Source organism: Desulfonatronum thiodismutans (genome assembly GCF_000717475.1).
Classification (GTDB): domain Bacteria; phylum Desulfobacterota; class Desulfovibrionia; order Desulfovibrionales; family Desulfonatronaceae; genus Desulfonatronum; species Desulfonatronum thiodismutans.
On the sequence record NZ_JPIK01000022.1, the window covers coordinates 37,597 to 57,186 of the forward strand.

Genomic DNA, 19,590 nt, shown 5'->3' on the forward strand with positions numbered 1-19,590 from the left:
GTGATCGAAATCGATTTCTAGAAATTTTTCGATCTCGATAGCGATTTCGATTTCGATGGGTGTCGCCCCCCCTGGGGATTCCCCTTGAACACCCTGCAATCTAAAAACATGGAATTATTGTAATTTCATAGAGAACAAAAATGCCCCGGGACCGATTTGGTCAATAGTTGCCGTCACATTTTTAACCATGAAAGAACACCGGAGGATATTTTGGATAAACTGGTCATTGAAGGGAATGTTCCCCTGCGCGGGCGAATCCGGGTCAGCGGGTCGAAAAACGCGGCTCTGCCCATTTTACTGGCCTGCATCCTGGCCGAGGGCCCGATCCGTCTGCGCAACGTTCCCAAGCTCAGGGACATCGCCACGACCCTCCAACTGCTGCGCCTGTTGGGCTGCGAGGCCGAGCAGAACGGCGAGACCGTGGTCACCTGCGTGGGGGCGAACCTGATTCCCGAGGCCCCCTATGAATTGGTGCGCACCATGCGCGCCTCGGTGCTCTGCCTGGGGCCGCTGCTGGCCCGGCTGGGCAAGGCCGAGGTGGCCCTGCCCGGCGGGTGCGCCATCGGCTCCCGCCCGGTGGACCTGCACCTGCGCGGCCTGGAACGGATGGGGGCCACGTTCGAGCTGGAGGCCGGAAACATCGTCGGCCGGTGCGACCGGCTCAAGGGGGCGCACATCAATTTCGACTTCCCCACGGTGGGCGGGACGGAAAACCTGCTCATGGCCGCCAGCCTGGCTGAAGGCGAAACCATCCTGGAAAACGCGGCCCGGGAGCCCGAGGTGACCAATCTGGCCGATTTCCTGAACGCCTGCGGCGCGAAGATCGAGGGCCAGGGCACCAGCATCATCCGCGTCCAGGGCGTGGAGCGGCTCACCGGGGCCGAGTTCAGCGTCATGCCGGACCGGATCGAAGCCGGAACCTACTTGGTGGCCGCGGTGATCACGGACGGCGAACTCTATCTGGAGAACTGCTCCATGGCCGACCTGGACGCCGTGGTTTACAAGCTGCGGGAAATGGGGGTCTGGATCCAGGAGGGCAAGAACGGAGTTCTGGCCAAGCGCGGGACCAGGCTGGTGGGCGTGGACGTGATGACCCAGCCTTTTCCCGGCTTCCCCACGGACATGCAGGCTCAGCTCATGACCTTGATGGGCCTGGCCGACGGCTCCGGGACGATCAAGGAAACCATCTTCGAGAACCGCTTCATGCATGTCCAGGAATTGGTCCGAATGGGCGCGCGGATCAAGGTCTCGGGCCAGAACGCCCTGGTCCGGGGCGTGGATCACTATGTCGGGGCCCCGGTCATGGCCTCGGACCTGCGGGCCAGCGCCTCCCTGGTCCTGGCCGGCCTCGCGGCCAAGGGGACCACGGAGGTCCGGCGGATCTATCACCTGGACCGGGGCTACGAGGATCTGGAAGCCAAACTGTCCCAGGTTGGGGCTCGAATTCGCCGCGTGGCCCAATAAGCTTATCCCGCGCCTACGTTCGCAACGCCTTGACGTCGTGTTCCTCGGGCGTTAGGAAATCAGGTTCCGCTCCCGTAGCTCAGGTGGATAGAGCGATCGCCTCCTAAGCGATAGGCCGCAGGTTCGAATCCTACCGGGAGCACCATATTTTCTTAGAAGCCACCGTCGTCATGACGGTGGCTTTTTTTGTCATCATCTATCATCATCGCTGGGTACGCGGCTTGACCTTGCTCCGGCTTTCAGTTCCCGGAACCGGCTTGCCGAGGGATTCGTCCTCCACGAGCAGGGTGAGTTTGCCGGATAGGATGTTGAACTTGAAAAGGTCGGCGACGGTGTCCTTGTCACGCGGCATTGTTGGGAACATGCTTGGGCGTGACCGCCAGACGCATATCCATGGTATCGAGAATACTTCGCAATGTTCTCAACTCCGGGTTGCCTTTGGAGGATAAGGTTCTGTACAGCGTTTTCGGGTTGAGTCGGGCCGATTCGGCGACATGCTTCATGCCAAACGCTTCGGCGACCCGGCGCAAGGCTGTCATGACTTCTTCCTGTGTTCCATCTTCGAGGACGGCATTCAAGTATTCCGCTGCAAACGCGGGGTCCCGCCGAAAGCTGGCAATGGTAGCTTCTTCGTGTGAGATGTGTGGTTCATTCATGATGGTCTCGCTCTGATTTGATGCGGTGCAGGTACTCGGCCCTGGACGTGATGGCCTTCTTGATGTCCGCTTGTTGTCTGCGCTTGTCGCCGCCGCCAAGGAGAACAACGACCTTTTCTTCGTGTTGGAAAAAATAAACTCGATATCCAGGGCCGACATCAATTCGCAGCTCGGAAACACCCTCAGAGCATGGCTTGCAATCACCGAAATTGCCTTGCTCCATCCGATCAACCCTGCGCAAAATCGCAACACGTGCACGGAAGTCCCGTAAATCATCCAGCCACTTTTGGAAGAGGTCAACGCCCTGTTCAGTCGTGTAATGAACGATTCGCATAGTTGCGCTTGTAGCTTTAAAGCGAATGCATGTCCAGCAATTATCTTCGGCTTCTGCTTGCGGTAACATTACGAACATAACCGTTGAGAAACTCCCAATTGCCGCGTCGCCGCAAAAAGTTCAAACTCTCCGGGTGAATAGATACGCTTCGACCTAGCTTTTTGTTTGCTCCTTGCACTTGATGTTTTTGAACGAACTGCCGGATAAGGACTGTTTTCAACAGATAAGGCAGACCTTGACCGCCCAAACGGTTTGCAAGTACCGATTCGGATCGACGCGCAAGCGGTCGGGGGTGAAGCATCCTTTCGCCGCCTGCCTTCAGATTCCATTTCAACCCCAAAGGAGAGGTCATGGCCGCTTCCTCCATTTTCTCCGAAATCCCGGACTTTTATCGCATCATCCCCCTGAAGCTGCTTCGCAGGACCCCTGGTGTTTCCTTTGACAACGTGCCCATGGAGTTCTTGCCCCGGATCGACGCCATCGACCGGGTGCTGCACGCCCGGAGCGCGGTTTCTCCCGGTCCGGTGGGCGAGGTGGCCCGGCCCTGGTACATGCACCTTTCCCAGGACGACAACCTGATCGTTCTGTACGGGACCCGGCATGTGGACATTTACATCCAGGAGCACGGGATGCGAAGCTTCACCGTGACGCCGACCCAGATTTTGCGGGACGGCGCGGTGCTGTTCGACGGACCGGCCATGCTGGTCTGGCCGCGTTTCGTGTTCCACCGGATCACCAGCGGTCCGGAAGGGTCGGCCTCGTTGAATTTCGCGGTGCATTACGAAGGGCTGGACATGCGCACCAACTTCAACATCTATGATCTGGACGTCGAGACCGGCGAGCACCGCGTGATCCGCGAAGGCTTTCGCGACCAGAACAGCTGATCCGGACAAGCCGCGATACATGACCGGAGACACCGCTTCCTCCCGCCCACGCACCCCATGCGCATTGGACGACCTGCGTTCCGCCAGGCTGGGACTCGTCCTGGGCGGAGGTGCGGCCCGGGGGTTCGCCCACATCGGATTTCTTCAGGAGTTGAGCCGGGCTGGGTTGCGTCCGGCTTGTCTTGCCGGCTCAAGCATCGGCGCGTTTATCGGCGCGGTCTATGCCGGAGGGGACTGGCCGCGCTTCGTGGACCGAGCCCTGACGCTGCAACGGCTGGACCTGCTGCGCATGGTCGATCCCGTTTTGATGAAGTGCGGACTGATGGACGGGGACAAGATCCTGGAGTTTCTGGCCGGCTTTTTGCGCGTCGAGAACCTGGAGGAGTGCGATCCGCCGCTGGCGGTCAACGCTACGGACGCGGTCACCGGCGAGGAGGTGGTCATCACCACCGGCCCGATCATTCCGGCGGTGCGGGCCAGCATCGCCTTGCCGGGCATGTTCACGCCGGGCAAGGTCAAGGACCGGCTTTTGCTGGACGGAGGACTGATCAACCCTCTGCCGGTCAACATTTGCCGTCGGATGGGGGCCGAGGTGGTGGTGGCCGTGGACCTCAACGCCCATGTTCTCGAAACCGGAGGGTGCTCGGCCGATCTCATCGCCTCGGGCCGCAAGCCCAGCCTGGTTTCCGTGCTGATCCACAGCATGTACATCATGCAGCGAACCGTGAACCTGATGCGCCTGGAAAAGGAACCGCCCGACTTCCTGATCCAACCGGAGCTGCGCGACTTCCGGCTGCTGGATTTTTTCAAAGGCCCGGCCTGCGCCGAGGCCGGAGCCCGGGCGGCCCGCGAATTTCTGCGCGACCTGGAATGTCCTGTTTGAATCCGATGAACCCTGAGAACAGCGTGGACCAACCACGCGCCACGCCGACATATGCCTGATCACAACCCCTCCATCCGCATCCTGCCCCCGGAACTGCAAAACCAGATCGCCGCCGGCGAAGTGGTGGAGCGTCCGGCCAGCGTGCTCAAGGAACTTCTTGAAAACAGCCTGGATGCCGACGCGACGCGGATTCAGGTCGTGGTGGACCGCAGCGGCCAGGGGCTGATCCAGGTTCAGGACGACGGATTCGGCATCGCACCGGACCAACTGGAACTGGCCGTGACCCGGCATGCCACCAGCAAGATTCTCAGCAGCGAAGACCTGTTCTCTCTAAACAGCTTCGGATTTCGGGGCGAGGCCCTGCCCAGCATCGCCTCGGTCTCGCGCTTGCGTCTGGCCTCCCTGGCTCGAGGGGCGGAGACGGCCACGTTTATCGACGTGGACGCCGGGCGCGTTGTCGGCGTCGGCCCTGCCGCCCTGCCCGCGGGCACCCGGGTGGAGGTCCGGGATCTGTTCGTCAATGTTCCCGCCAGGTTGAAATTCCTCAAGACCACCACCACCGAGGGCAAGCGCTGCCAGGACGTATTCTGCCGGCTGGCCCTGGCCCACCTCGGGGTGCACTTTGAATACACTGTGGGCGGTCGGACGGCCTTGAACCTGCCGCCCACTCCGGATTTGCGACGACGCCTGGCCGCGATCTGGCCGCCCGCGGTCACGGATGGGCTACTGGAGGTGGATCTAGCCCGTGACGGACAACGCCTGTACGGGATGGTCGGCGCGCCGGGCACGGCCCAGGGCCAGACGGACCGGATGCTGCTGTACGTCAACCTGCGTCCGGTGCAGGACAAGCTTTTGCTGCGCGCGGTCCGGGACGCCTACCAGGGGCGGCTGCTGTCCCGTGAGTATCCCCAGACGGCCCTGTTCCTGGAGATTCCGCCGGAGGAGGTGGACGTCAACGTCCATCCGGCCAAGTCCGAGGTCCGGTTTCGCGACCAGAAGGCCATCTTCTCCCTGGTCCGCGCCGCGGTAGCCCAGGCCCTGGAGCGTGCCGAACCCAAGACCTTCTCCCTGGGCCCCGCCTCCACCGAACCGGCAGAGGACGCGGCCTCCGGGAGTCGCCTCGCGGATCTGGCCTTCGGCCACCGCCCGGACGGCCGCCCCGGCGGCCACGCGGATGATCTCGCGGACGGTCTCGCCAGAGCCCGGAGCGATCATTTCTCCCCAGGAAGGCCACCAGTTCAGGAGGTCGCCTATCCGGACGATCCGCGCTCGGAAAGTCGTCCCAAGTTTTCCACCCTTCGCGAATATCAACGACTCTTTCCCACGGAACTCCGACCGCGTTCAGACTTGGTGGCGACGGTGGAAGCATCCGGAGACCGCGCGGAAACCATCGAGCCGATGATCCGGCCCACCTCCGTCGGCCACTCCCCGCAACCACTTGGGCCGTCCGGTCCTGATTCAGCCGGCGTTCAGTACCTGGGGCAGGTGCTGAACACCTATCTGGTCCTGGCCACTGCCGAAGGATTGCTTCTGGTGGACCAGCACGCGGCCCACGAACGGATTCTGTTTCAGCGTTTGCGCCATTCCGCCCGTCCGCTGCCCCGTGATCTGCTGATCCCCTTGGAACTGTCCCTGCACCCGGCTCAGCAGGAAGCCCTGGAACAGCTCTGGACGACCTTGCCGGAAATCGGGTTTCGCCTGGACAATCCCCGGCCCGGCCTATTGCTTGTTCGCGGTCTACCCGAACATTTGGCCACCGGCGCGGCCAAGGAATTTCTTCTGGATCTGCTCAACGAGCAACCCGCTGACCTTGATTTGGGCCACGACCCGGACCAAGCACAAAAAACGGATCCGGAGACGGACCCGGCCCGGTCCCTCTCCCGCAAGCTGGACCCGATCTGGTCCCTGATGGCCTGCAAAAGCGCCATTACCGCCGGTCAGGAGTTGGATCGCTCCGAAGCGTTGCACCTGCTGGACGCCTGGCTGAACTGCATGGACCGCGCATTTTGCCCTCATGGACGCCCTATTACCGTCCGTCTGGGGGTTAATGAGCTGGAGAAGCTGTTCAAGCGCAAGGGGTGACAGGCCCAGGTTTTTGAACAGACTGTCGGCAATGTTCTTCCTCAAGACTCAGGTAACCCGATGGACCTCAAGTCATTGACCAGGATTTCCCCCTGGATGTGGGAGCTGCCGCGAAGCGGGGCGATGCGCGTTCCGGCCCGGATTGTCGGAGATCGCGCCTTGGTCGCGGACATGGACGAGGCCGTGGCCCGGCAACTGACCAATGTGGCCGCCCTGCCCGGCATCGTCGAGGCGGCCCTGGCCATGCCGGACGCCCACAGCGGGTTCGGCTTTCCCATCGGCGGAGTGGCGGCTTTCGACCCGGACCGGGACGGGGTTATCTGCATGGGGGGAGTGGGCTACGACATCGCTTGCGGGGTCCGGGTTCTGCACACGGGCATGCACCGGGAAGAAATCCTGCCGCACCTGGAGGCGTTGCTGCATGCGCTGCAGCTTCTGGTCCCCGCCGGGGTGGGCAACATGTCCCTCACGGCCCGCGAGTTGGACCGGGTGTTGACCCAGGGGGCCCGGTGGGCGGTGAGCCGGGGATACGGAGAACAGGGGGAGTTGGAGCGGCTGGAAGACGGCGGGACCATGCCCGGCGCGGACCCGGATCAGGTCTCCGCCGCTGCCCGCCAACGCGAAAAACGTCAGCTCGGCACCCTGGGCGCGGGGAATCATTACCTGGAATTCCAGGTCGTGGAGGAGGTCTTGGAGCCGAACGCGGCCCGGGTCCTGGGCGTGGCCCCGGGCGACGTGCTGCTCTCCGTGCACTGCGGCTCCCGAGGGCTGGGGCACCAGATCGGTACGGACTTCATTCACGTCCTGGGTCAGGCGGCCCGGAAATACGGGATCCCCGTGCCGGAGAAAGAGCTGGTTTCCGCCCCGATCCGCTCGCCGGAAGGCGAACGGTATTTCTCGGCCATGGCCTGCGGCGCCAACTTCGCCATGGCCAACCGTCAGGTGATCGTCCACCGGATCCGGGAGGCCTTTGCCCGGATTCTTCCCCAGGCCGCATTGCGCACGCTGTTCGAGATCAACCACAACACCTGCCGCAAGGAGCGCCATCCGGTCCAGACGGCCACGAAAACCTTGTTCGTGCACCGCAAGGGCGCCACCCGAGCCTTTGGCCCCGGCGATCCCCAAGTCCCGCCGCCGTTTCGGACCATCGGCCAACCCGTGCTGGTGGGCGGGAGCATGGGCACGGCATCCTATATCCTGGTCGGCCGGGAAACCAGCCGGACTGCCTTCGCCTCCACCTGTCACGGCGCGGGCCGGGCCCTGAGTCGGTCCCAGGCCTTGAAGCTGGCCAAAGGCCGGGACGTCCTGGACTCCCTGGCCTCCCAGGGCATCTTGATCCGAACCAACCACCTCAAGGGCCTGGCCGAGGAAGCTCCCGCAGCCTACAAGGACATCCACCAGGTGGTTGAAGCCACGGCCCAGGCCGGCCTGACCGCCAAAGTCGCCCGCCTAGCCCCCCTGGCCTGCCTCAAAGGCTGACGACTCGGTTTCGAGAGAACCGCATTTTTGCGCCAGGGCTGATTGACAGCCGGAGGATGAATGGCGTAAAGAATTCTTTTTTGACGGGATGTAGCGCAGACTGGGAGCGCACCTGAATGGGGTTCAGGGGGTCGGAGGTTCAAATCCTCTCATCCCGACCAGAATTTCAAGGGGTTACGATGCACATCGTGACCCCTTTTTTGTTTTATTTAGAGGGTCTTTCAATATTTTAAGCAAATGAAAGACCACACGTAATGACACGCACCACACTTCTCCTGGCCATCCTCCTACTAACCACAACCATAGACCAGACCCAGACAACAACAAGCCCAGCATGGCGAGATTGTATCCCTAACTCGATAGGGCCTGGAGGGGGGCAGTCTATTGGGCCAGGGGGCGGGAAGTCTATCTTACGGGATCGAAGCAAGGGACTGAACCCGGATACTATGCGGCCTTATGATCCTTCGGAGTACTGATCCAGCCAGTCGAATTTCACAAAACCTTCGGCAACGCCTTCCAATCCGTCGTGTACTTCGGGCTCAAATGCGCCTGCCGCATCACCCACCGCTGACCCGTCCCTTCAGCCGCCACCCGCATGGTCATGGCTCCCCACTTGGCGTTTACCCGATCCATAACGTCCATCAAGGCCATGCTCCGCGCCCTATCCTCCGGCGACGGTTCGAACAGGACGCAGCAGGCCGATCCGCCGACATCCCCAGCCCAGGTCCTGCCCCCGATTGACCCGTGTAATGTCATCCTGCTATCAACACCACGAGTGAAGTCTCGCCCATTGCCATTGGCCTCCTCGCCCTTGCGCTCCGGACTCGACGCCAACAGCTTCCAGGCATCTCTCTGACAGCCAAGAATCCTGGCAGTGCCAACGAAATTGGCGCAAACAGTTGGGCTTCAACCGGCTGGCGCTTTCTTCTAATGCCTTGGATTCGTGCAATTTTATTCATGGCATGGATCGTGCTTAAAGAGATGCAAGACCATTACGGTCCAACCTCAACAGGAGAAAAAATTATGAAGAAGCTTCTCGCGATTGCAGCTATGGCGGCTCTGCTCTGTCTGTCCGGGCAGGTTATGGCCGAGACGATTACCGATGTATGCGTGGACAATAGAGATGGGACCATAACGGACAAATGGAAAGGCCTGATGTGGCAGATTGCGACGGCTGGTCCAATGAACAGGAATGACGCTATGAGTTTCGCCTCCGGACTTTCACTGGGTGGCCATTCGGATTGGCGGTTGCCAGCAACTAATGAGTTAAAAAAGCTGTACAACTCGCCATGTAAAAGAATGATGGACGTTAAGCCAGGAGACTACTGGTCGTCCAATGGGTCTTCTGATCAAGCCTGGGCCGTGCACTTCCACGACGGTGTCGAGGGCCGCTACAATGCGAACAGCGACTTTCACGTGCGGGCAGTGCGTTCGGCACAGTGATGGATGATTTGATTCTTCGGTGATTTGGCCCTTTGGGTGGATGGGGTTGTCGCTGGGGCAGCCTCATCTCATCGCGAATCAGGCCGTCTGTCCTTCGGGATGGACGGCCTTTGCTTTTTCCTGGATCGTGGGCAATACATGGGACGAGGTTTCGGATAGATTGAGCCCGTACCCACCACGGGCGGAGGGCATAAACAGGAACCGGAACTGGACCGGCTCTCCAACATCATCAAGGTCTTCAACGAGCACTTCGGCGACTTTCCCTGGCAGGATGCCGACAGGGTGCGCTCAATGATCACCAAAACCATCCCCGAAAAAGTTGCCGAAGCCCCGGCCTTTCGCAACGCCCAACAAAACTCGGACAAGGAAAACGCCCCCATCGAATACGACAAAGCCCTGCTCCGGGTCATGGCCGCCCTGATCAAGGACGACACCGACATGTTCAAACTGTTCATGGACAACGAAAGCTTCCGGAGCTTCTTGACGAGCACCGTGTTCCGGCTGACGTATGAGGAAGAGCAGGCAAAGGCGGCGTGAGAGTGGCAGCTATTGTGTACGAAAGCGGGGCTGGACCTCCAAGCTTCATCTCCCAAGACTCCCCACATACCGCGCCCACGTCGCCTCCCTGATTTTTCTCAACAATCTGAAATCGTAAAGCTTATTTCATGGCATGGAACGTGCTTTACGATATGCAAGGCCATAACGGTTCAATATCAACAGGAGAAAAATATAATGAAGAAGCTGCTCGCGATAACAATTCTGGCTGTTATGCTCTGCCTGACCGGGCTGGTCATGTCCGGAGAAGCCCAGGCCCGGCGGGTTTTGGATGAACAAACCATTCAGTTTGCCCAAGATGAAATTACGACCTTCCTTTCGCAACGTCCGGAATCAGCAGATACCCTGGAAGGAATTCATAGATGGTGGATCAGATGGCCTGGACTCCCAGAGTCTCCTGTTATCACCGAAATGGCATTGGAGCGTTTGGAGAATTTGGGTGTAGTTGAAAGACTTTTGGTTGGGAATTCCGTGATTTGGAGAGCCCGTAGGCTATAACAATAACACCGCACCATCGGTCAAAGGCGTGAACTTTACAACTCAAAGAATCTAATAAATGCAGCTTGGTGAGGCGATTTCCAGCCTCTATCGTTGCCACTACTCCTTTGCCACTACGGGAATGTCTGTGAATGGGGTAAAATGGTCGTTATGATGTGGTTCTAGAACAAGTTAAGATAATAATATTAATGTATTACGAAAAATCTTCATAAATGGGGTTCAGGGGGTCGGAGGTTCAAATCCTCTCGTCCCGACCAGAATTTCAAAGGGGCTGAATGATGTGATCATTCAGCCCCTTTTTGTTTTCTGTTTTGCCGATTTTTTGGCGGCTATTTCCCGCTTCGCTTACTGCGTCCTGGGTTGGTGTTCCTCTTTGAGCAGTCGGCGGGACAGAGGCAGGATGTCCGTGGGGGGGACGCAGAAGATGTCTTCGCGCACGCCCACGGTCAGGGCGTGACAGAGGACGTCGTCCATGTGCTCCACGGTGACGATTTCCAGGTCCTTGAGGATGCTCGCCGGGACTTCCTTGAGGTCCTTGGCGTTGTCCGCCGGGATGATCACCTTGCTGATCAGCCCGCGGTGCGCGGCCAGGAGTTTTTCCCGGACCCCGCCGATGGGCAGAACGCGGCCGCGCAGGGTAATTTCCCCGGTCATGGCCAGGTCGTTGCGAACCGGGAGGTTGAGCAGGGCCGAGATCACGCTGGTGGCCAGGGTGATTCCGGCGGAAGGGCCGTCCTTGGGCGTGGCGCCTTCCGGAACGTGGATGTGGATGTCGATTTCCTTGTAAAAGTCCGGTTTCAGTCCGAACAGGTCCGAGCGGGAGCGGACGTAGCTCCAAGCGGCCCGGGCCGACTCCTGCATCACGTCGCCCAGCTTGCCGGTGATCTCCACTTTGCCGGTGCCCGGCATCAGGGAGACCTCCACCAGGAGCAGTTCCCCGCCCATTTCCGTCCAGGCCAGCCCCGTGGCCACTCCGGGCTGGGACCGCTCCTCGCGTTCGCCGTAGCGGAACTTCGGAACGCCCAGGTATGTGGAGACCATGGTCTTGCTTACGGCCACGGGCTTTTCGGCCCGTCCTTCCTCCACCACCTTGCGGGCGACTTTACGGCAGATGGAGGCCATTTCCCGCTCCAGGTTGCGCACTCCGGCCTCTCGGGTGTAGCGGCGGATGATCTCCAGCACCGCGCCCTCGGAAAAGGTCATGTCCGAGACGGTCAGGCCATGCTTGGTCAGCAGGCGGGGCATCAGGAAGTCCTTGGCGATGCGCGACTTCTCCACTTCCAGATAGCCGGGCAGACGGATGATTTCCATGCGGTCCCGCAAGGGGCCGGGAATGGAATGCAGGGTGTTGGCCGTGGTGATGAAGAAGATCTTGGACAGGTCGTAGTCCAGGTCCAGGTAGTGATCGCTGAAGGCGTCGTTCTGTTCCGGGTCCAACACTTCCAGGAGCGCGGCGGAGGGGTCGCCCCGGAAATCCGTGCTCATCTTGTCCACCTCGTCCAGGCAGAACACCGGGTTGTTGAATTTGACCCGCCTCAGGGACTGGATGATCTTCCCCGGCAGAGCCCCGATGTAGGTTCTGCGATGGCCGCGAATTTCGGCCTCGTCCCGAACTCCGCCCAGGGAGATGCGCACGAACTCCCGGCCCATGGCCCGGGCCACGGACTTGGCTAAAGAGGTCTTGCCCACCCCGGGAGGGCCGACCAGGCAGAGGATCGGCCCCTTGATCTTCTCCACCAGGGTCTGCACGGCGAGGTATTCCAGAATCCGCTCTTTGGGTTTTTCCAAGGCGAAATGGTCCTCGTCCAGGATTGTCTGGGCAGCCTTGAGATCCAGGGAGGTGGGCTGAATGGCGTTCCAGGGCAGGCTCAGGATCCAGTCCACGTAGTTGCGGATAACGGTGAACTCGGCTGACTGCGACGGCATTTGTCGCAGCTTCTTGATCTCCTTGGCGCACTTTTCCCGGGCCTCGTCCGGCAGGTCCAGGGCTTCGAGCTGCTTGGCCAGTTCGTCGAGTTCCTGGCCGGCTTCCTCCTCGCCCCGGCCCATTTCCTTTTGAATGGCCTTGATCTGCTCGTTGAGGTAGAAGTCCCGGTGATTGCGCTCCATCTGCTGTTTGACCCGGCTCTTGACCTTTTTCTCCAGGGACGTCAGCTCAATGTCCTTGAGCAGCAATTCGTAGGCTTTTTCCAGGCGAGCCTGGGGATTGGGCTGTTCCAAGGCCGCCTGTTTGTCCGCGAAGGGAACTTTCAGGTGCGGCATCAGGCTGTCCGCCAGCCGTCCCGGAGTGTTCAGGGAGTTGATGGCGGCCATGGTTTCCGGCGCCAGCTTCTTATTGATCTTGGCGTAATCCTGAAGGGAGTCCTGGACCGCTCGGATCAGGGCCAGGGCCTCCGGGGTGGCCGCGTCCTCGTCGGTCACGCCGTGGGCCAGGACCATGGGGTATCCGGGCTCGACCTCTTGGATGCCGAACTCCTTGGACCATGTGGCCCGGTAAAGCCCCTCGAAAAGCACCTTGATGGTCCCGTCCGGGAGCCGGAGCAACTGCAGAATCCGGCTGACCGTACCCAGGTCGTACAGGTCCTCGGGGGATGGATCCTCGGCCTCGGGATGTTTCTGGGTGACCAGGTAGATCTGCTTGTCGAACTTGTTCAGTGCGCGCTCGATAGCCCGGATGGACGTCTCACGTCCGACGAACAACGGCATGATGGCCCGGGGAAACATGACCACTTCCCGCAAGGTCATCAAAGGCAGATGAGTTTCCGACGCGACGATGATCTGGTCCTTTTTTTCTTTCTTCTCCGGCATGGGCGATCCTTTGCAAAGCCATGCGACCTTGCGCTCAGGCGGTCTTGACTTCCTGCTCGTAAATCAACAGCGGTTCGGATTCGTTCTCCACCACGGACTGGTTGACCACGCACTCCTGTACGCCGGTCAAGGACGGCAGCCGGTAGGAGATGTCCAGCATGATGCTCTCCAGCACGTTGCGCAGCCCCCGGGCCCCGGTCTTGCGCTCAATGGCCTGGCGGGCGATGGCCCGCAGGGAGTCCTGGGTAAAGCGCAGGCGGACGTTCTCCATCTCGAACATCTTCTGGTACTGCTTGATCAGGGCGTTTTTCGGCTCGGTCAGAATACGGACCAGGTCGTCCTCCGTCAGATTCTTGAGCGAAGCCAGAATGGGCAGCCGCCCCACCAGTTCGGGGATAAAGCCGAACTTGATCAGGTCCATGGGCTGGACTTGATCCAGAAAGGAGCATGCGTCTTCATCATTGGGCGAGGTCAGGGCGGCCCCGAAGCCCATGCATTTGGACTGGGTGCGCTGCTGAATGATCCGTTCCAGACCGATGAACGCCCCGCCCACGATGAACAGGATGTTGGAGGTGTTCATCCGGATGTATTCTTGCTGAGGATGCTTGCGCCCGCCCTTGGGGGGGATGTTGGCCTCCGTGCCCTCGATGATTTTCAGCAGGGCCTGTTGGACCCCTTCGCCGGAGACGTCCCGGGTAATGGAGGGGCTGTCGGAGCGGCGGGAAACTTTGTCGATCTCGTCGATGTAGATGATTCCCTTGGAGGCCGTTTCGATGTCGAAGTCCGCGTTCTGGAGCAGCTGCACCAGAATATTCTCCACGTCCTCGCCCACGTATCCGGCTTCGGTCAGGGTGGTGGCGTCGGCGATGGCAAAGGGAACTTTCAAGATCCGAGCCAGGGTTTTGGCCAGCAAGGTCTTTCCTGAGCCCGTGGGCCCCATCAGCAGGATGTTGCTCTTGTCCAACTCCACGCCGTCGGCCATCTGCGGGGCGTAAAAGACCCGCTTATAATGATTGTGCACGGCCACGGAGAGGACTTTCTTGGCCTGCTGCTGTCCGATTACGAATTCGTCCAGCTTCTTGTGCAGTTCCTCCGGAGTCAGCAGTCGTCCGTCCTGCTGTTCCGTTTCCATGTCGTCCTGGTTGATGATTTCCTCGCACAAGAGGACGCATTCGTCGCAGATGTACACGTCCGGCCCGGCAATCAGCCGGCGGACCTGGTCCTGACTCTTACCGCAAAACGAGCATCCCAAGTGCGGCTGATTGGGTTTCTTTTTGGCCATACAAACCTCTACGATGACTTCAGTTGCGATCTGGAGGAGAGAATCTTGTCGATCAGCCCGTAATCCACGGCTTCCTGCGCACTCATGAAATAGTCCCGCTCCGTGTCGTGGCGAACCTTTTCCAGGTCCGCGCCGGTGTGCGAGGCCAGGATATCGGTGAGCTTTTCCTTCAGACGGATGATCTCCCTGGCCTGGATGTCGATGTCCGTGGCCTGCCCCTGGAAACCGCCCATGGGTTGGTGGATCAGAATTCGGCTGTTAGGCAGGGCGTAGCGCATGCCCTTGGCTCCGGCGGTGAGCAGCAACGCGCCCATGCTGGCGGCCTGTCCGAGGCAAAGCGTGGCCACGGGGGAGGATATGTACTGCATGGTGTCGTAGATGGCCAAGCCGGCGGTGACGGAGCCACCGGGGGAATTGATGTACATGTTGATTTCTTTTTCCGGGTTTTCGGACTCCAGAAAAAGAAGCTGGGAGCAGACCAGATTGGCGACGTAATCGTCAATGGCCGTTCCCAGGATTAAAATTCTGTCCTTGAGCAGACGCGAATACAGGTCGTAGGCCCGTTCCGTCCGCCCCGTGGTTTCTATGACGATGGGCACGCCCATGGGCATGATGATTCCTCCTGGAGTTGAGTGGCCGACAGCGAAGCCCGCGGACGGCGAGAGGTCGCGGACCCGTGGAGAGGTGGGACGCGGTTGTTGTTACGCGAATCGCGTAGGTAGTAATTAAAACGACAAAGGCAAGCCCGCCGCCCCGGAAAGTTTCGGGGGAGCGGACTTGCCGAGGTTCCTCGCGGCATGGCGCGATGGTTACGACGCTGTCTGGCTTTGGGACTCGGCGTTTTCAGGATCGGATTCCTCGGACCGTTTGGGTTCGACCTCCGTGATCCGGGCCTTGGAGTAGATCAGTTCAATGGCCTTGTCCGCCAGGATGCGGTCGCTGACGGCCGGCATCAGATTGTTCTGCTCGTGGAAATGCTTCAATCCCTGGGCGTCCTGAGCGGTCTGCTGGGCCATGTCCCGAAAGAAGGCATCGATTTCCATGGGCGAAACGCGCAGATTCTCCTTGGTGGCTACGGCCAAAAGGAACAATTGGGACTTGACGAGGTCTTCAGCGTTGGGCCGGAACTGTTCCCGGATTTCCCCCATGGGTTTGCCCAGGGCCTCGATGCGCTTGCCCATCCGTTCCAGACGATGCTGCATTTCTTGGACCATCCGGTCGATATGCTCGGTGACCATGGATTCGGGCAGGGCAAAATCCACCTGTGAGGTCAGGTTGTCCAATATCTTCTTTTGCGCGGCGGCTTTGTTCACGCGTTTGCGTGACTCAACGTAGGATTTCTCGATGGCTTCGCGCAACTGCTCCACGGAATCGAAATTACCGGCTTTCTTGGCCAGTTCCGCATCCACCTCCGGGAGCTTCTTCTGCTTGATCTCCTGGAGCTTCACGTTCATGGTCACGGTCTTGCCGGCCAACGCGTCGTTGAGGAAGTCCTCCGGAAAGGTAATCTCCGATTCCGTGCCTTGACCGGGGCGGATGCCCTGGATCAGGGCCTCGAACTCCGGCAACGCCTGTTCCTGGCCCAACTCCAATTGAAAATTTTCGGCCTTGAAGTCGTCGAGGATTCTGCCGTCCAGAGAGGCGTAAAAATCCACGACCACCACGTCTCCGTCCTGAGCCGGGCGATCCTCTTCCAGCGGGACGATTTCCGCCATATTCCGCCGAATGCGGTCCACCACCAATTGGGTGTCGTGCTCGCTGGCCTGGGCTTTCTCCTCTTCCACGGCGACGTCTTCATAGGATGGTAGCTCAAATTCGGGTGCCACTTCAAAACTGATTGTGTATTCAAAGGGCTGATCCCTGACCAATTCCCCGGCATCCACGTCGATTCTCGAGAGCGGCTTGACCTGCATCTCGTTGATCACTTCGTTGATGTGGCAGTTGATCAGGTCGTTGGTGGCCTCTTCGTAGATCTTTTTTTTGAACATGCCCTCAATGACGGACGAGGGCACCTTGCCCTTGCGGAAGCCCTTGATCACGGCATCCTTGCGATACAGGGCGATGGCCACGGCCAAGGCCGAATTGACCTCTTCCGGCGGGGTGACGATTTTAACGGTGCGTTTGACCGGCGTCGGTTCGAGCACTTCATGCTGCATATGAACGATTCCTCCTTGGAGTTATTGACGAAAAAGTCGACACCGCTTGACTTGGTCAAAGCGGCGCAATTGCGTGAACGACCCGCTCATGGCGGAAAGGCCGCCGTACGGGGTTCGCCTAAGGTAAAAAGTGGGAAAGTATATCGTTTTTTTTAATAAGCCGCAATAAATGCGAAGGCCGCCGGGCGGGGGCCGCATTGCGCGGTGCGACATGACCGATTGAAGTGGTGCGAGAGGGGGGACTCGAACCCCCACGGACAAGCCGCCAGATCCTAAGTCTGGTGCGTCTACCAGTTCCGCCACCCTCGCGTATGATGAAATGAAAAAGAAAGAGCAGTTCCCGAATGGGAAATAGTCAGGAGGACGACGACGTGTCAACAGCGCGCGGTGCGGCGTCACGGACCATCTCTCCCAGACATTCCAGGGCGCGCGTGCCTTCCTCGCCCATGTCCCGACTATAATGATTGACGTACGTCCGGATATGGGCCTGGAGTACTTCATCGTCCAGTTCCTGAGCCAGGGCTCGGACCAGGGGCCAGATGGAGTCCGGGGCGTGGGCGGCGTGATTCAGGCTGGCCTGAATTTGGGCCGTGATCCGTTCCAACGTCTCCGGCCTCAAGGTTCGCCGTCCAAGAATGCATCCCAGCGGCAAAGGCAGACCGCGAGTTCGTTCGTCCCACCAGCGTCCGAGATCCAGGATGCAGGACAGCCCGTACCGGTCCAGCAACAGGGCGCTTTCATGGATCAAAAGCCCGGCGTCCACCTCACCTTGCAGCACCATGTTTACGATTCGGTCATAGCGCACCGGAATCAACTCCGCCGGTTCGCTCCAGGCTCGGCGCAACAGAGCCGCGGCCGTGGTTCCAAGACCCGGGACGGCGATGGTGCGCGGAGCGCCTGAAGGAGATAAAGAAGAGGTGCGGGAGGTCACCAACTTTGGCCCGTGCACCTTGCTGAACGCCCCACCCGCCGGGAGCAGGACGTAATCGTCCAGCAGTTTCAGGGCCTGGGCCGCGGAAACCTTGACCACGTCGTATGCTCTTCGAGCAGCGGCCTCGTTGAGCACCTGCACGTCTTCCCAGATGAAGGACGCGGTTTGGTCCGGCAAGGGGGCGCATTGGCCGAGCACCCAAGCGCCGAAGATGAACGTGTCGTTGGGACACGGAGAAACGGCCACGGTTAGGGGCAAGGGCGGCGTGATCAGTTCGGACATGCAGTTCCCTCAATATCGCCGAGCAGCGCGGATGCAACCGGGGCCAAGCGTTGCTTGGCCCTGTTCAGGTTCCAGTGCGCGGCATCCCTGGAACCCACCAGGTTGGAGACGGTTCTCGCCTGCACGAAGGGTACGCGGGCCAGAGAGCAGGCCCAAGCCAGGGCGAAGCCTTCCATGGTTTCGATATCGCAAGAGTATTTGGTCCGCAGGGCCTCGGCCCGTTCCGGCGTCCCGGACACTCCGGCCACTGTCAGGCCGACCGCCCTGGTCAAACCGGAAATATTCAGGCCCATCTGCCGGGCACAGCTTTCCGGCGTGAGCCGCAGCCGATCCCAGACCGGCTCGCCGTCAACCTTGCCCTGGGCCAATCCAATGCCCTTGGGGTCAAGCCCGGAAGCGGCCAGCAGGCCGTACTCCGGCCAGACTTCCTCGGTTACCACGACGGCTGTGCCCAAAGGCAGCCGCTCCAGGGAGAAGGCCCCGGCCACACCCAGATTCAGCACGCCGACCGGTTCGGGCGCGTCTCTTAATGAACCGGTCGACAGGCTGCCCAGCAGACGTCCCAGGGCGATTCCGGCGTTCACCGGGCCCACCCCGGTAACCAGCAGGACAAGTTCCTCCCAGGGCCGTCCCTGAAGCCCCCCCGGGGAAACGCTCAGGCGGTTCCACTCATGCTCCACCGGCACGTGTCGGGAAAGACCCGGCAAGGCGGCCCGCATTTCCATGGCAGTGGCAGTGGCCAGGATCAGGGTGCGTTTGGCGGCGAATGACGTGGATTGCATGCAGGGCGATCTGTTGATGTCACGTTGCGGGGAATGGAGGTATCGTGTCCGTTCTGGACAAAGCCCCAAGGGAAGCGATATCTGCCGTCCATGACGTTTGACATGCAGCTGTTGTTGGCGGCCCTCGGCTTGGCCTTGATCATGGAAGGCATCCCTTATTTTCTCTGGTCCGAAAAAATGCCCGAGTATCTGCGATTTCTCTCCGAACGTCCGCCGTCCGCGCTCCGCAAATTGGGCTTGGCGGCGATTATCGCCGGCTTGGTCTTTCTGGCCCTGGCCCGAAAATTTTTCTAGGCTCCATGCCCCGTCCCGGCTTTTTCGGCGATATGTAACTGGACGATCCCGAAGGTCATGGGCACGGAGTAGGCCCGGGCAAACCCCGCCTGAAGCAGTTCCCCGCACAACGTCCCGGCGTCCGGAAACTCCTGAATCGATTCGGCGAGGTAGCGGTAAGCCTGGGGGTCTCCGGAGAATATCCGCCCGATCAACGGCAGGACGCGGTGCAGGTAGAGGTTGTAGAATCCGCGCAGGATCTTTTGGCGGCCCGCCCCGAACTCCAGAATGCAGAACCGCCCTCCCGGCGTGAGCACCCGGAGCACTTCCCGATACGCGGCCTCCCTGGGGCGGATGTTGCGGATCCCGAAGGCGATGGTCACGCAGTCCACGCATTCGTCCCGAGCGGGCAGAGCCCGCCCATCCGCTACCACCGGCTGGATACGTGGACGTGAAGGCATGCCTCTTTCATCTCCCTTGCCGCGAATCTTGCGCTGTCCTCGGCGCAGCATCGGCTCGGAGAAATCCATGGCCACGACGTCCACATTGGGCATATGGCGGACGATTTCCCGGGACACGTCCAGGGTGCCGGCGGCCAAATCCAGGACCCGGTTGGCCCGGTGAACGCGGACGCAGCGTCTGAGACGCTTGCGCCAGACAACGTCGCACCCCAGGCTCAGGAAGTGATTCAGGAAGTCGTACCAGGGGGCGATGCGTCCGAACAGGCCGACGACGCGGCGTCCGTGATCCTTATGGTCGTCCTTTTGGTTCGGGTTCATACCCGTGCCGCCATGAACG

General features: G+C 60.3%; 20 protein-coding genes and 3 tRNA genes. 11 read left to right on the forward strand and 12 right to left on the reverse strand.

What is annotated here, in order from left to right; translation table 11 throughout:
* Positions 1 to 210 precede the first annotated feature (210 nt).
* Together murA and GY33_RS0116390 are read left to right on the forward strand one after the other, a co-directional pair.
* On the forward strand, positions 211 to 1,464 hold the full coding sequence (murA, locus tag GY33_RS0116385) for a UDP-N-acetylglucosamine 1-carboxyvinyltransferase (protein WP_031388367.1): 1,254 nt from the start codon (positions 211 to 213) through the stop codon (positions 1,462 to 1,464).
* A 68-nt stretch (positions 1,465 to 1,532) separates the two neighbouring features.
* Positions 1,533 to 1,609, forward strand: a tRNA-Arg gene (locus GY33_RS0116390).
* A 57-nt stretch (positions 1,610 to 1,666) separates the two neighbouring features.
* On the opposite strand, the gene GY33_RS21290 is transcribed toward GY33_RS0116390, so the two are convergent.
* Genes GY33_RS21290 through GY33_RS0116405 form a run of 3 tightly spaced genes read right to left on the reverse strand, consistent with a single transcriptional unit; the run spans position 1,667 to position 2,454 of the window.
* Complete coding sequence (locus GY33_RS21290) at positions 1,667 to 1,816, reverse strand: hypothetical protein (RefSeq protein ID WP_153304593.1); 150 nt, start codon at positions 1,814 to 1,816, stop codon at positions 1,667 to 1,669.
* Complete coding sequence (locus GY33_RS0116400; protein WP_031388368.1) at positions 1,806 to 2,120, reverse strand: helix-turn-helix domain-containing transcriptional regulator; 315 nt, start codon at positions 2,118 to 2,120, stop codon at positions 1,806 to 1,808. The genes GY33_RS21290 and GY33_RS0116400 overlap by 11 nt, the downstream gene beginning before the upstream one ends.
* On the reverse strand, positions 2,113 to 2,454 hold the full coding sequence (locus GY33_RS0116405; protein ID WP_031388369.1) for a type II toxin-antitoxin system RelE/ParE family toxin: 342 nt from the start codon (positions 2,452 to 2,454) through the stop codon (positions 2,113 to 2,115). Before GY33_RS0116405 ends, GY33_RS0116400 begins: the two co-directional genes overlap by 8 nt.
* Positions 2,455 to 2,804: 350 nt before the next feature.
* Here GY33_RS0116405 and GY33_RS0116410 point away from each other — a divergent pair, with 350 nt between their 5' ends.
* The 5 genes from GY33_RS0116410 (at position 2,805) to GY33_RS0116430 (ending at position 7,943) form a co-directional block, all read left to right on the forward strand.
* Positions 2,805 to 3,338: a hypothetical protein gene (locus GY33_RS0116410; protein WP_031388370.1), complete on the forward strand. Its 534-nt coding sequence runs from the start codon at positions 2,805 to 2,807 to the stop codon at positions 3,336 to 3,338.
* A gap of 19 nt (positions 3,339 to 3,357) precedes the next feature.
* On the forward strand, positions 3,358 to 4,221 hold the full coding sequence (locus GY33_RS0116415; RefSeq protein WP_031388371.1) for a patatin-like phospholipase family protein: 864 nt from the start codon (positions 3,358 to 3,360) through the stop codon (positions 4,219 to 4,221).
* A 51-nt stretch (positions 4,222 to 4,272) separates the two neighbouring features.
* Entirely contained in the window at positions 4,273 to 6,303 is a 2,031-nt protein-coding gene (mutL, locus tag GY33_RS0116420) for a DNA mismatch repair endonuclease MutL (RefSeq protein WP_031388372.1), read from the forward strand.
* Positions 6,304 to 6,363: 60 nt separating this feature from the next.
* Positions 6,364 to 7,782, forward strand: a complete 1,419-nt coding sequence (locus GY33_RS0116425; protein ID WP_031388373.1) for an RtcB family protein — start codon at positions 6,364 to 6,366, stop codon at positions 7,780 to 7,782.
* Positions 7,783 to 7,866: 84 nt separating this feature from the next.
* Positions 7,867 to 7,943: transfer RNA gene (locus GY33_RS0116430), tRNA-Pro, on the forward strand.
* Positions 7,944 to 8,274: 331 nt separating this feature from the next.
* On the opposite strand, the gene GY33_RS0116435 is transcribed toward GY33_RS0116430, so the two are convergent.
* Entirely contained in the window at positions 8,275 to 8,538 is a 264-nt protein-coding gene (locus GY33_RS0116435) for a DUF4113 domain-containing protein (protein ID WP_152555225.1), read from the reverse strand.
* A gap of 174 nt (positions 8,539 to 8,712) precedes the next feature.
* On the opposite strand from GY33_RS0116435, the gene GY33_RS0116440 reads away from it, so the two are divergent.
* The 3 genes from GY33_RS0116440 to GY33_RS0116455 all read left to right on the forward strand — a co-directional run bounded on the left by GY33_RS0116440 (position 8,713) and on the right by GY33_RS0116455 (position 10,278).
* A complete protein-coding gene (locus tag GY33_RS0116440; RefSeq protein ID WP_084185278.1) occupies positions 8,713 to 9,225 on the forward strand; it encodes an Lcl C-terminal domain-containing protein in 513 nt (170 codons plus the stop codon).
* A gap of 291 nt (positions 9,226 to 9,516) precedes the next feature.
* Positions 9,517 to 9,762, forward strand: coding sequence for a hypothetical protein (locus GY33_RS0116450; protein ID WP_031388376.1), 246 nt, complete (start codon positions 9,517 to 9,519; stop codon positions 9,760 to 9,762).
* A gap of 195 nt (positions 9,763 to 9,957) precedes the next feature.
* On the forward strand, positions 9,958 to 10,278 hold the full coding sequence (locus tag GY33_RS0116455) for a hypothetical protein (RefSeq protein ID WP_031388377.1): 321 nt from the start codon (positions 9,958 to 9,960) through the stop codon (positions 10,276 to 10,278).
* Positions 10,279 to 10,623: 345 nt separating this feature from the next.
* On the opposite strand, the gene lon is transcribed toward GY33_RS0116455, so the two are convergent.
* From lon to mqnB, 7 genes are all read right to left on the reverse strand, one after another.
* Complete coding sequence (gene lon, locus GY33_RS0116460; protein ID WP_051822760.1) at positions 10,624 to 13,086, reverse strand: endopeptidase La; 2,463 nt, start codon at positions 13,084 to 13,086, stop codon at positions 10,624 to 10,626.
* 34 nt (positions 13,087 to 13,120) lie between these two features.
* The gene (clpX, locus tag GY33_RS0116465; RefSeq protein WP_031388379.1) at positions 13,121 to 14,368 is read right to left on the reverse strand and encodes an ATP-dependent Clp protease ATP-binding subunit ClpX; all 1,248 of its coding nucleotides are present in this window, start codon (positions 14,366 to 14,368) and stop codon (positions 13,121 to 13,123) included.
* A gap of 8 nt (positions 14,369 to 14,376) precedes the next feature.
* Positions 14,377 to 14,973: an ATP-dependent Clp endopeptidase proteolytic subunit ClpP gene (gene clpP / locus GY33_RS0116470; protein ID WP_031388380.1), complete on the reverse strand. Its 597-nt coding sequence runs from the start codon at positions 14,971 to 14,973 to the stop codon at positions 14,377 to 14,379.
* A 204-nt stretch (positions 14,974 to 15,177) separates the two neighbouring features.
* A complete protein-coding gene (gene tig, locus GY33_RS0116475; RefSeq protein ID WP_035272525.1) occupies positions 15,178 to 16,524 on the reverse strand; it encodes a trigger factor in 1,347 nt (448 codons plus the stop codon).
* 225 nt (positions 16,525 to 16,749) lie between these two features.
* Positions 16,750 to 16,833 (reverse strand) — tRNA-Leu (locus GY33_RS0116480).
* 46 nt (positions 16,834 to 16,879) lie between these two features.
* Positions 16,880 to 17,737 carry a 1,4-dihydroxy-6-naphthoate synthase gene (locus tag GY33_RS0116485; RefSeq protein WP_031388382.1) on the reverse strand — a complete coding sequence of 286 codons (858 nt, stop codon included), beginning with the start codon at positions 17,735 to 17,737 and terminating at the stop codon, positions 16,880 to 16,882.
* Positions 17,725 to 18,519, reverse strand: coding sequence for a futalosine hydrolase (gene mqnB / locus GY33_RS0116490; RefSeq protein WP_035272528.1), 795 nt, complete (start codon positions 18,517 to 18,519; stop codon positions 17,725 to 17,727). Before mqnB ends, GY33_RS0116485 begins: the two co-directional genes overlap by 13 nt.
* A 102-nt stretch (positions 18,520 to 18,621) precedes the next feature.
* Here mqnB and GY33_RS0116495 point away from each other — a divergent pair, with 102 nt between their 5' ends.
* Positions 18,622 to 18,813, forward strand: a complete 192-nt coding sequence (locus GY33_RS0116495) for a DUF2065 domain-containing protein (protein ID WP_326923854.1) — start codon at positions 18,622 to 18,624, stop codon at positions 18,811 to 18,813.
* On the opposite strand, the gene GY33_RS0116500 is transcribed toward GY33_RS0116495, so the two are convergent.
* Positions 18,810 to 19,571: a ubiquinone/menaquinone biosynthesis methyltransferase gene (locus GY33_RS0116500; protein ID WP_031388385.1), complete on the reverse strand. Its 762-nt coding sequence runs from the start codon at positions 19,569 to 19,571 to the stop codon at positions 18,810 to 18,812. The two genes, GY33_RS0116495 and GY33_RS0116500, sit on opposite strands and share 4 nt — an antisense overlap.
* Between the last annotated feature and the right edge of the window lie 19 nt (positions 19,572 to 19,590).

What these genes read in the sequence shown, in the direction of transcription:
- GY33_RS21290 (WP_153304593.1), bottom strand. Translation starts at nt 1,816, where the DNA reads ATGCCGCGTGACAAGGACACCGTCGCCGACCTTTTCAAGTTCAACATC.
- GY33_RS0116400 (WP_031388368.1), bottom strand. Translation starts at nt 2,120, where the DNA reads ATGAATGAACCACACATCTCACACGAAGAAGCTACCATTGCCAGCTTT.
- GY33_RS0116405 (WP_031388369.1), bottom strand. Translation starts at nt 2,454, where the DNA reads ATGCGAATCGTTCATTACACGACTGAACAGGGCGTTGACCTCTTCCAA.
- GY33_RS0116410 (WP_031388370.1), top strand. Translation starts at nt 2,805, where the DNA reads ATGGCCGCTTCCTCCATTTTCTCCGAAATCCCGGACTTTTATCGCATC.
- GY33_RS0116415 (WP_031388371.1), top strand. Translation starts at nt 3,358, where the DNA reads ATGACCGGAGACACCGCTTCCTCCCGCCCACGCACCCCATGCGCATTG.
- mutL (WP_031388372.1), top strand. Translation starts at nt 4,273, where the DNA reads ATGCCTGATCACAACCCCTCCATCCGCATCCTGCCCCCGGAACTGCAA.
- GY33_RS0116425 (WP_031388373.1), top strand. Translation starts at nt 6,364, where the DNA reads ATGGACCTCAAGTCATTGACCAGGATTTCCCCCTGGATGTGGGAGCTG.
- GY33_RS0116435 (WP_152555225.1), bottom strand. Translation starts at nt 8,538, where the DNA reads ATGACATTACACGGGTCAATCGGGGGCAGGACCTGGGCTGGGGATGTC.
- GY33_RS0116440 (WP_084185278.1), top strand. Translation starts at nt 8,713, where the DNA reads ATGCCTTGGATTCGTGCAATTTTATTCATGGCATGGATCGTGCTTAAA.
- GY33_RS0116450 (WP_031388376.1), top strand. Translation starts at nt 9,517, where the DNA reads ATGATCACCAAAACCATCCCCGAAAAAGTTGCCGAAGCCCCGGCCTTT.
- GY33_RS0116455 (WP_031388377.1), top strand. Translation starts at nt 9,958, where the DNA reads ATGAAGAAGCTGCTCGCGATAACAATTCTGGCTGTTATGCTCTGCCTG.
- lon (WP_051822760.1), bottom strand. Translation starts at nt 13,086, where the DNA reads ATGCCGGAGAAGAAAGAAAAAAAGGACCAGATCATCGTCGCGTCGGAA.
- clpX (WP_031388379.1), bottom strand. Translation starts at nt 14,368, where the DNA reads ATGGCCAAAAAGAAACCCAATCAGCCGCACTTGGGATGCTCGTTTTGC.
- clpP (WP_031388380.1), bottom strand. Translation starts at nt 14,973, where the DNA reads ATGGGCGTGCCCATCGTCATAGAAACCACGGGGCGGACGGAACGGGCC.
- tig (WP_035272525.1), bottom strand. Translation starts at nt 16,524, where the DNA reads ATGCAGCATGAAGTGCTCGAACCGACGCCGGTCAAACGCACCGTTAAA.
- GY33_RS0116485 (WP_031388382.1), bottom strand. Translation starts at nt 17,737, where the DNA reads ATGTCCGAACTGATCACGCCGCCCTTGCCCCTAACCGTGGCCGTTTCT.
- mqnB (WP_035272528.1), bottom strand. Translation starts at nt 18,519, where the DNA reads ATGCAATCCACGTCATTCGCCGCCAAACGCACCCTGATCCTGGCCACT.
- GY33_RS0116495 (WP_326923854.1), top strand. Translation starts at nt 18,622, where the DNA reads ATGCAGCTGTTGTTGGCGGCCCTCGGCTTGGCCTTGATCATGGAAGGC.
- GY33_RS0116500 (WP_031388385.1), bottom strand. Translation starts at nt 19,571, where the DNA reads ATGAACCCGAACCAAAAGGACGACCATAAGGATCACGGACGCCGCGTC.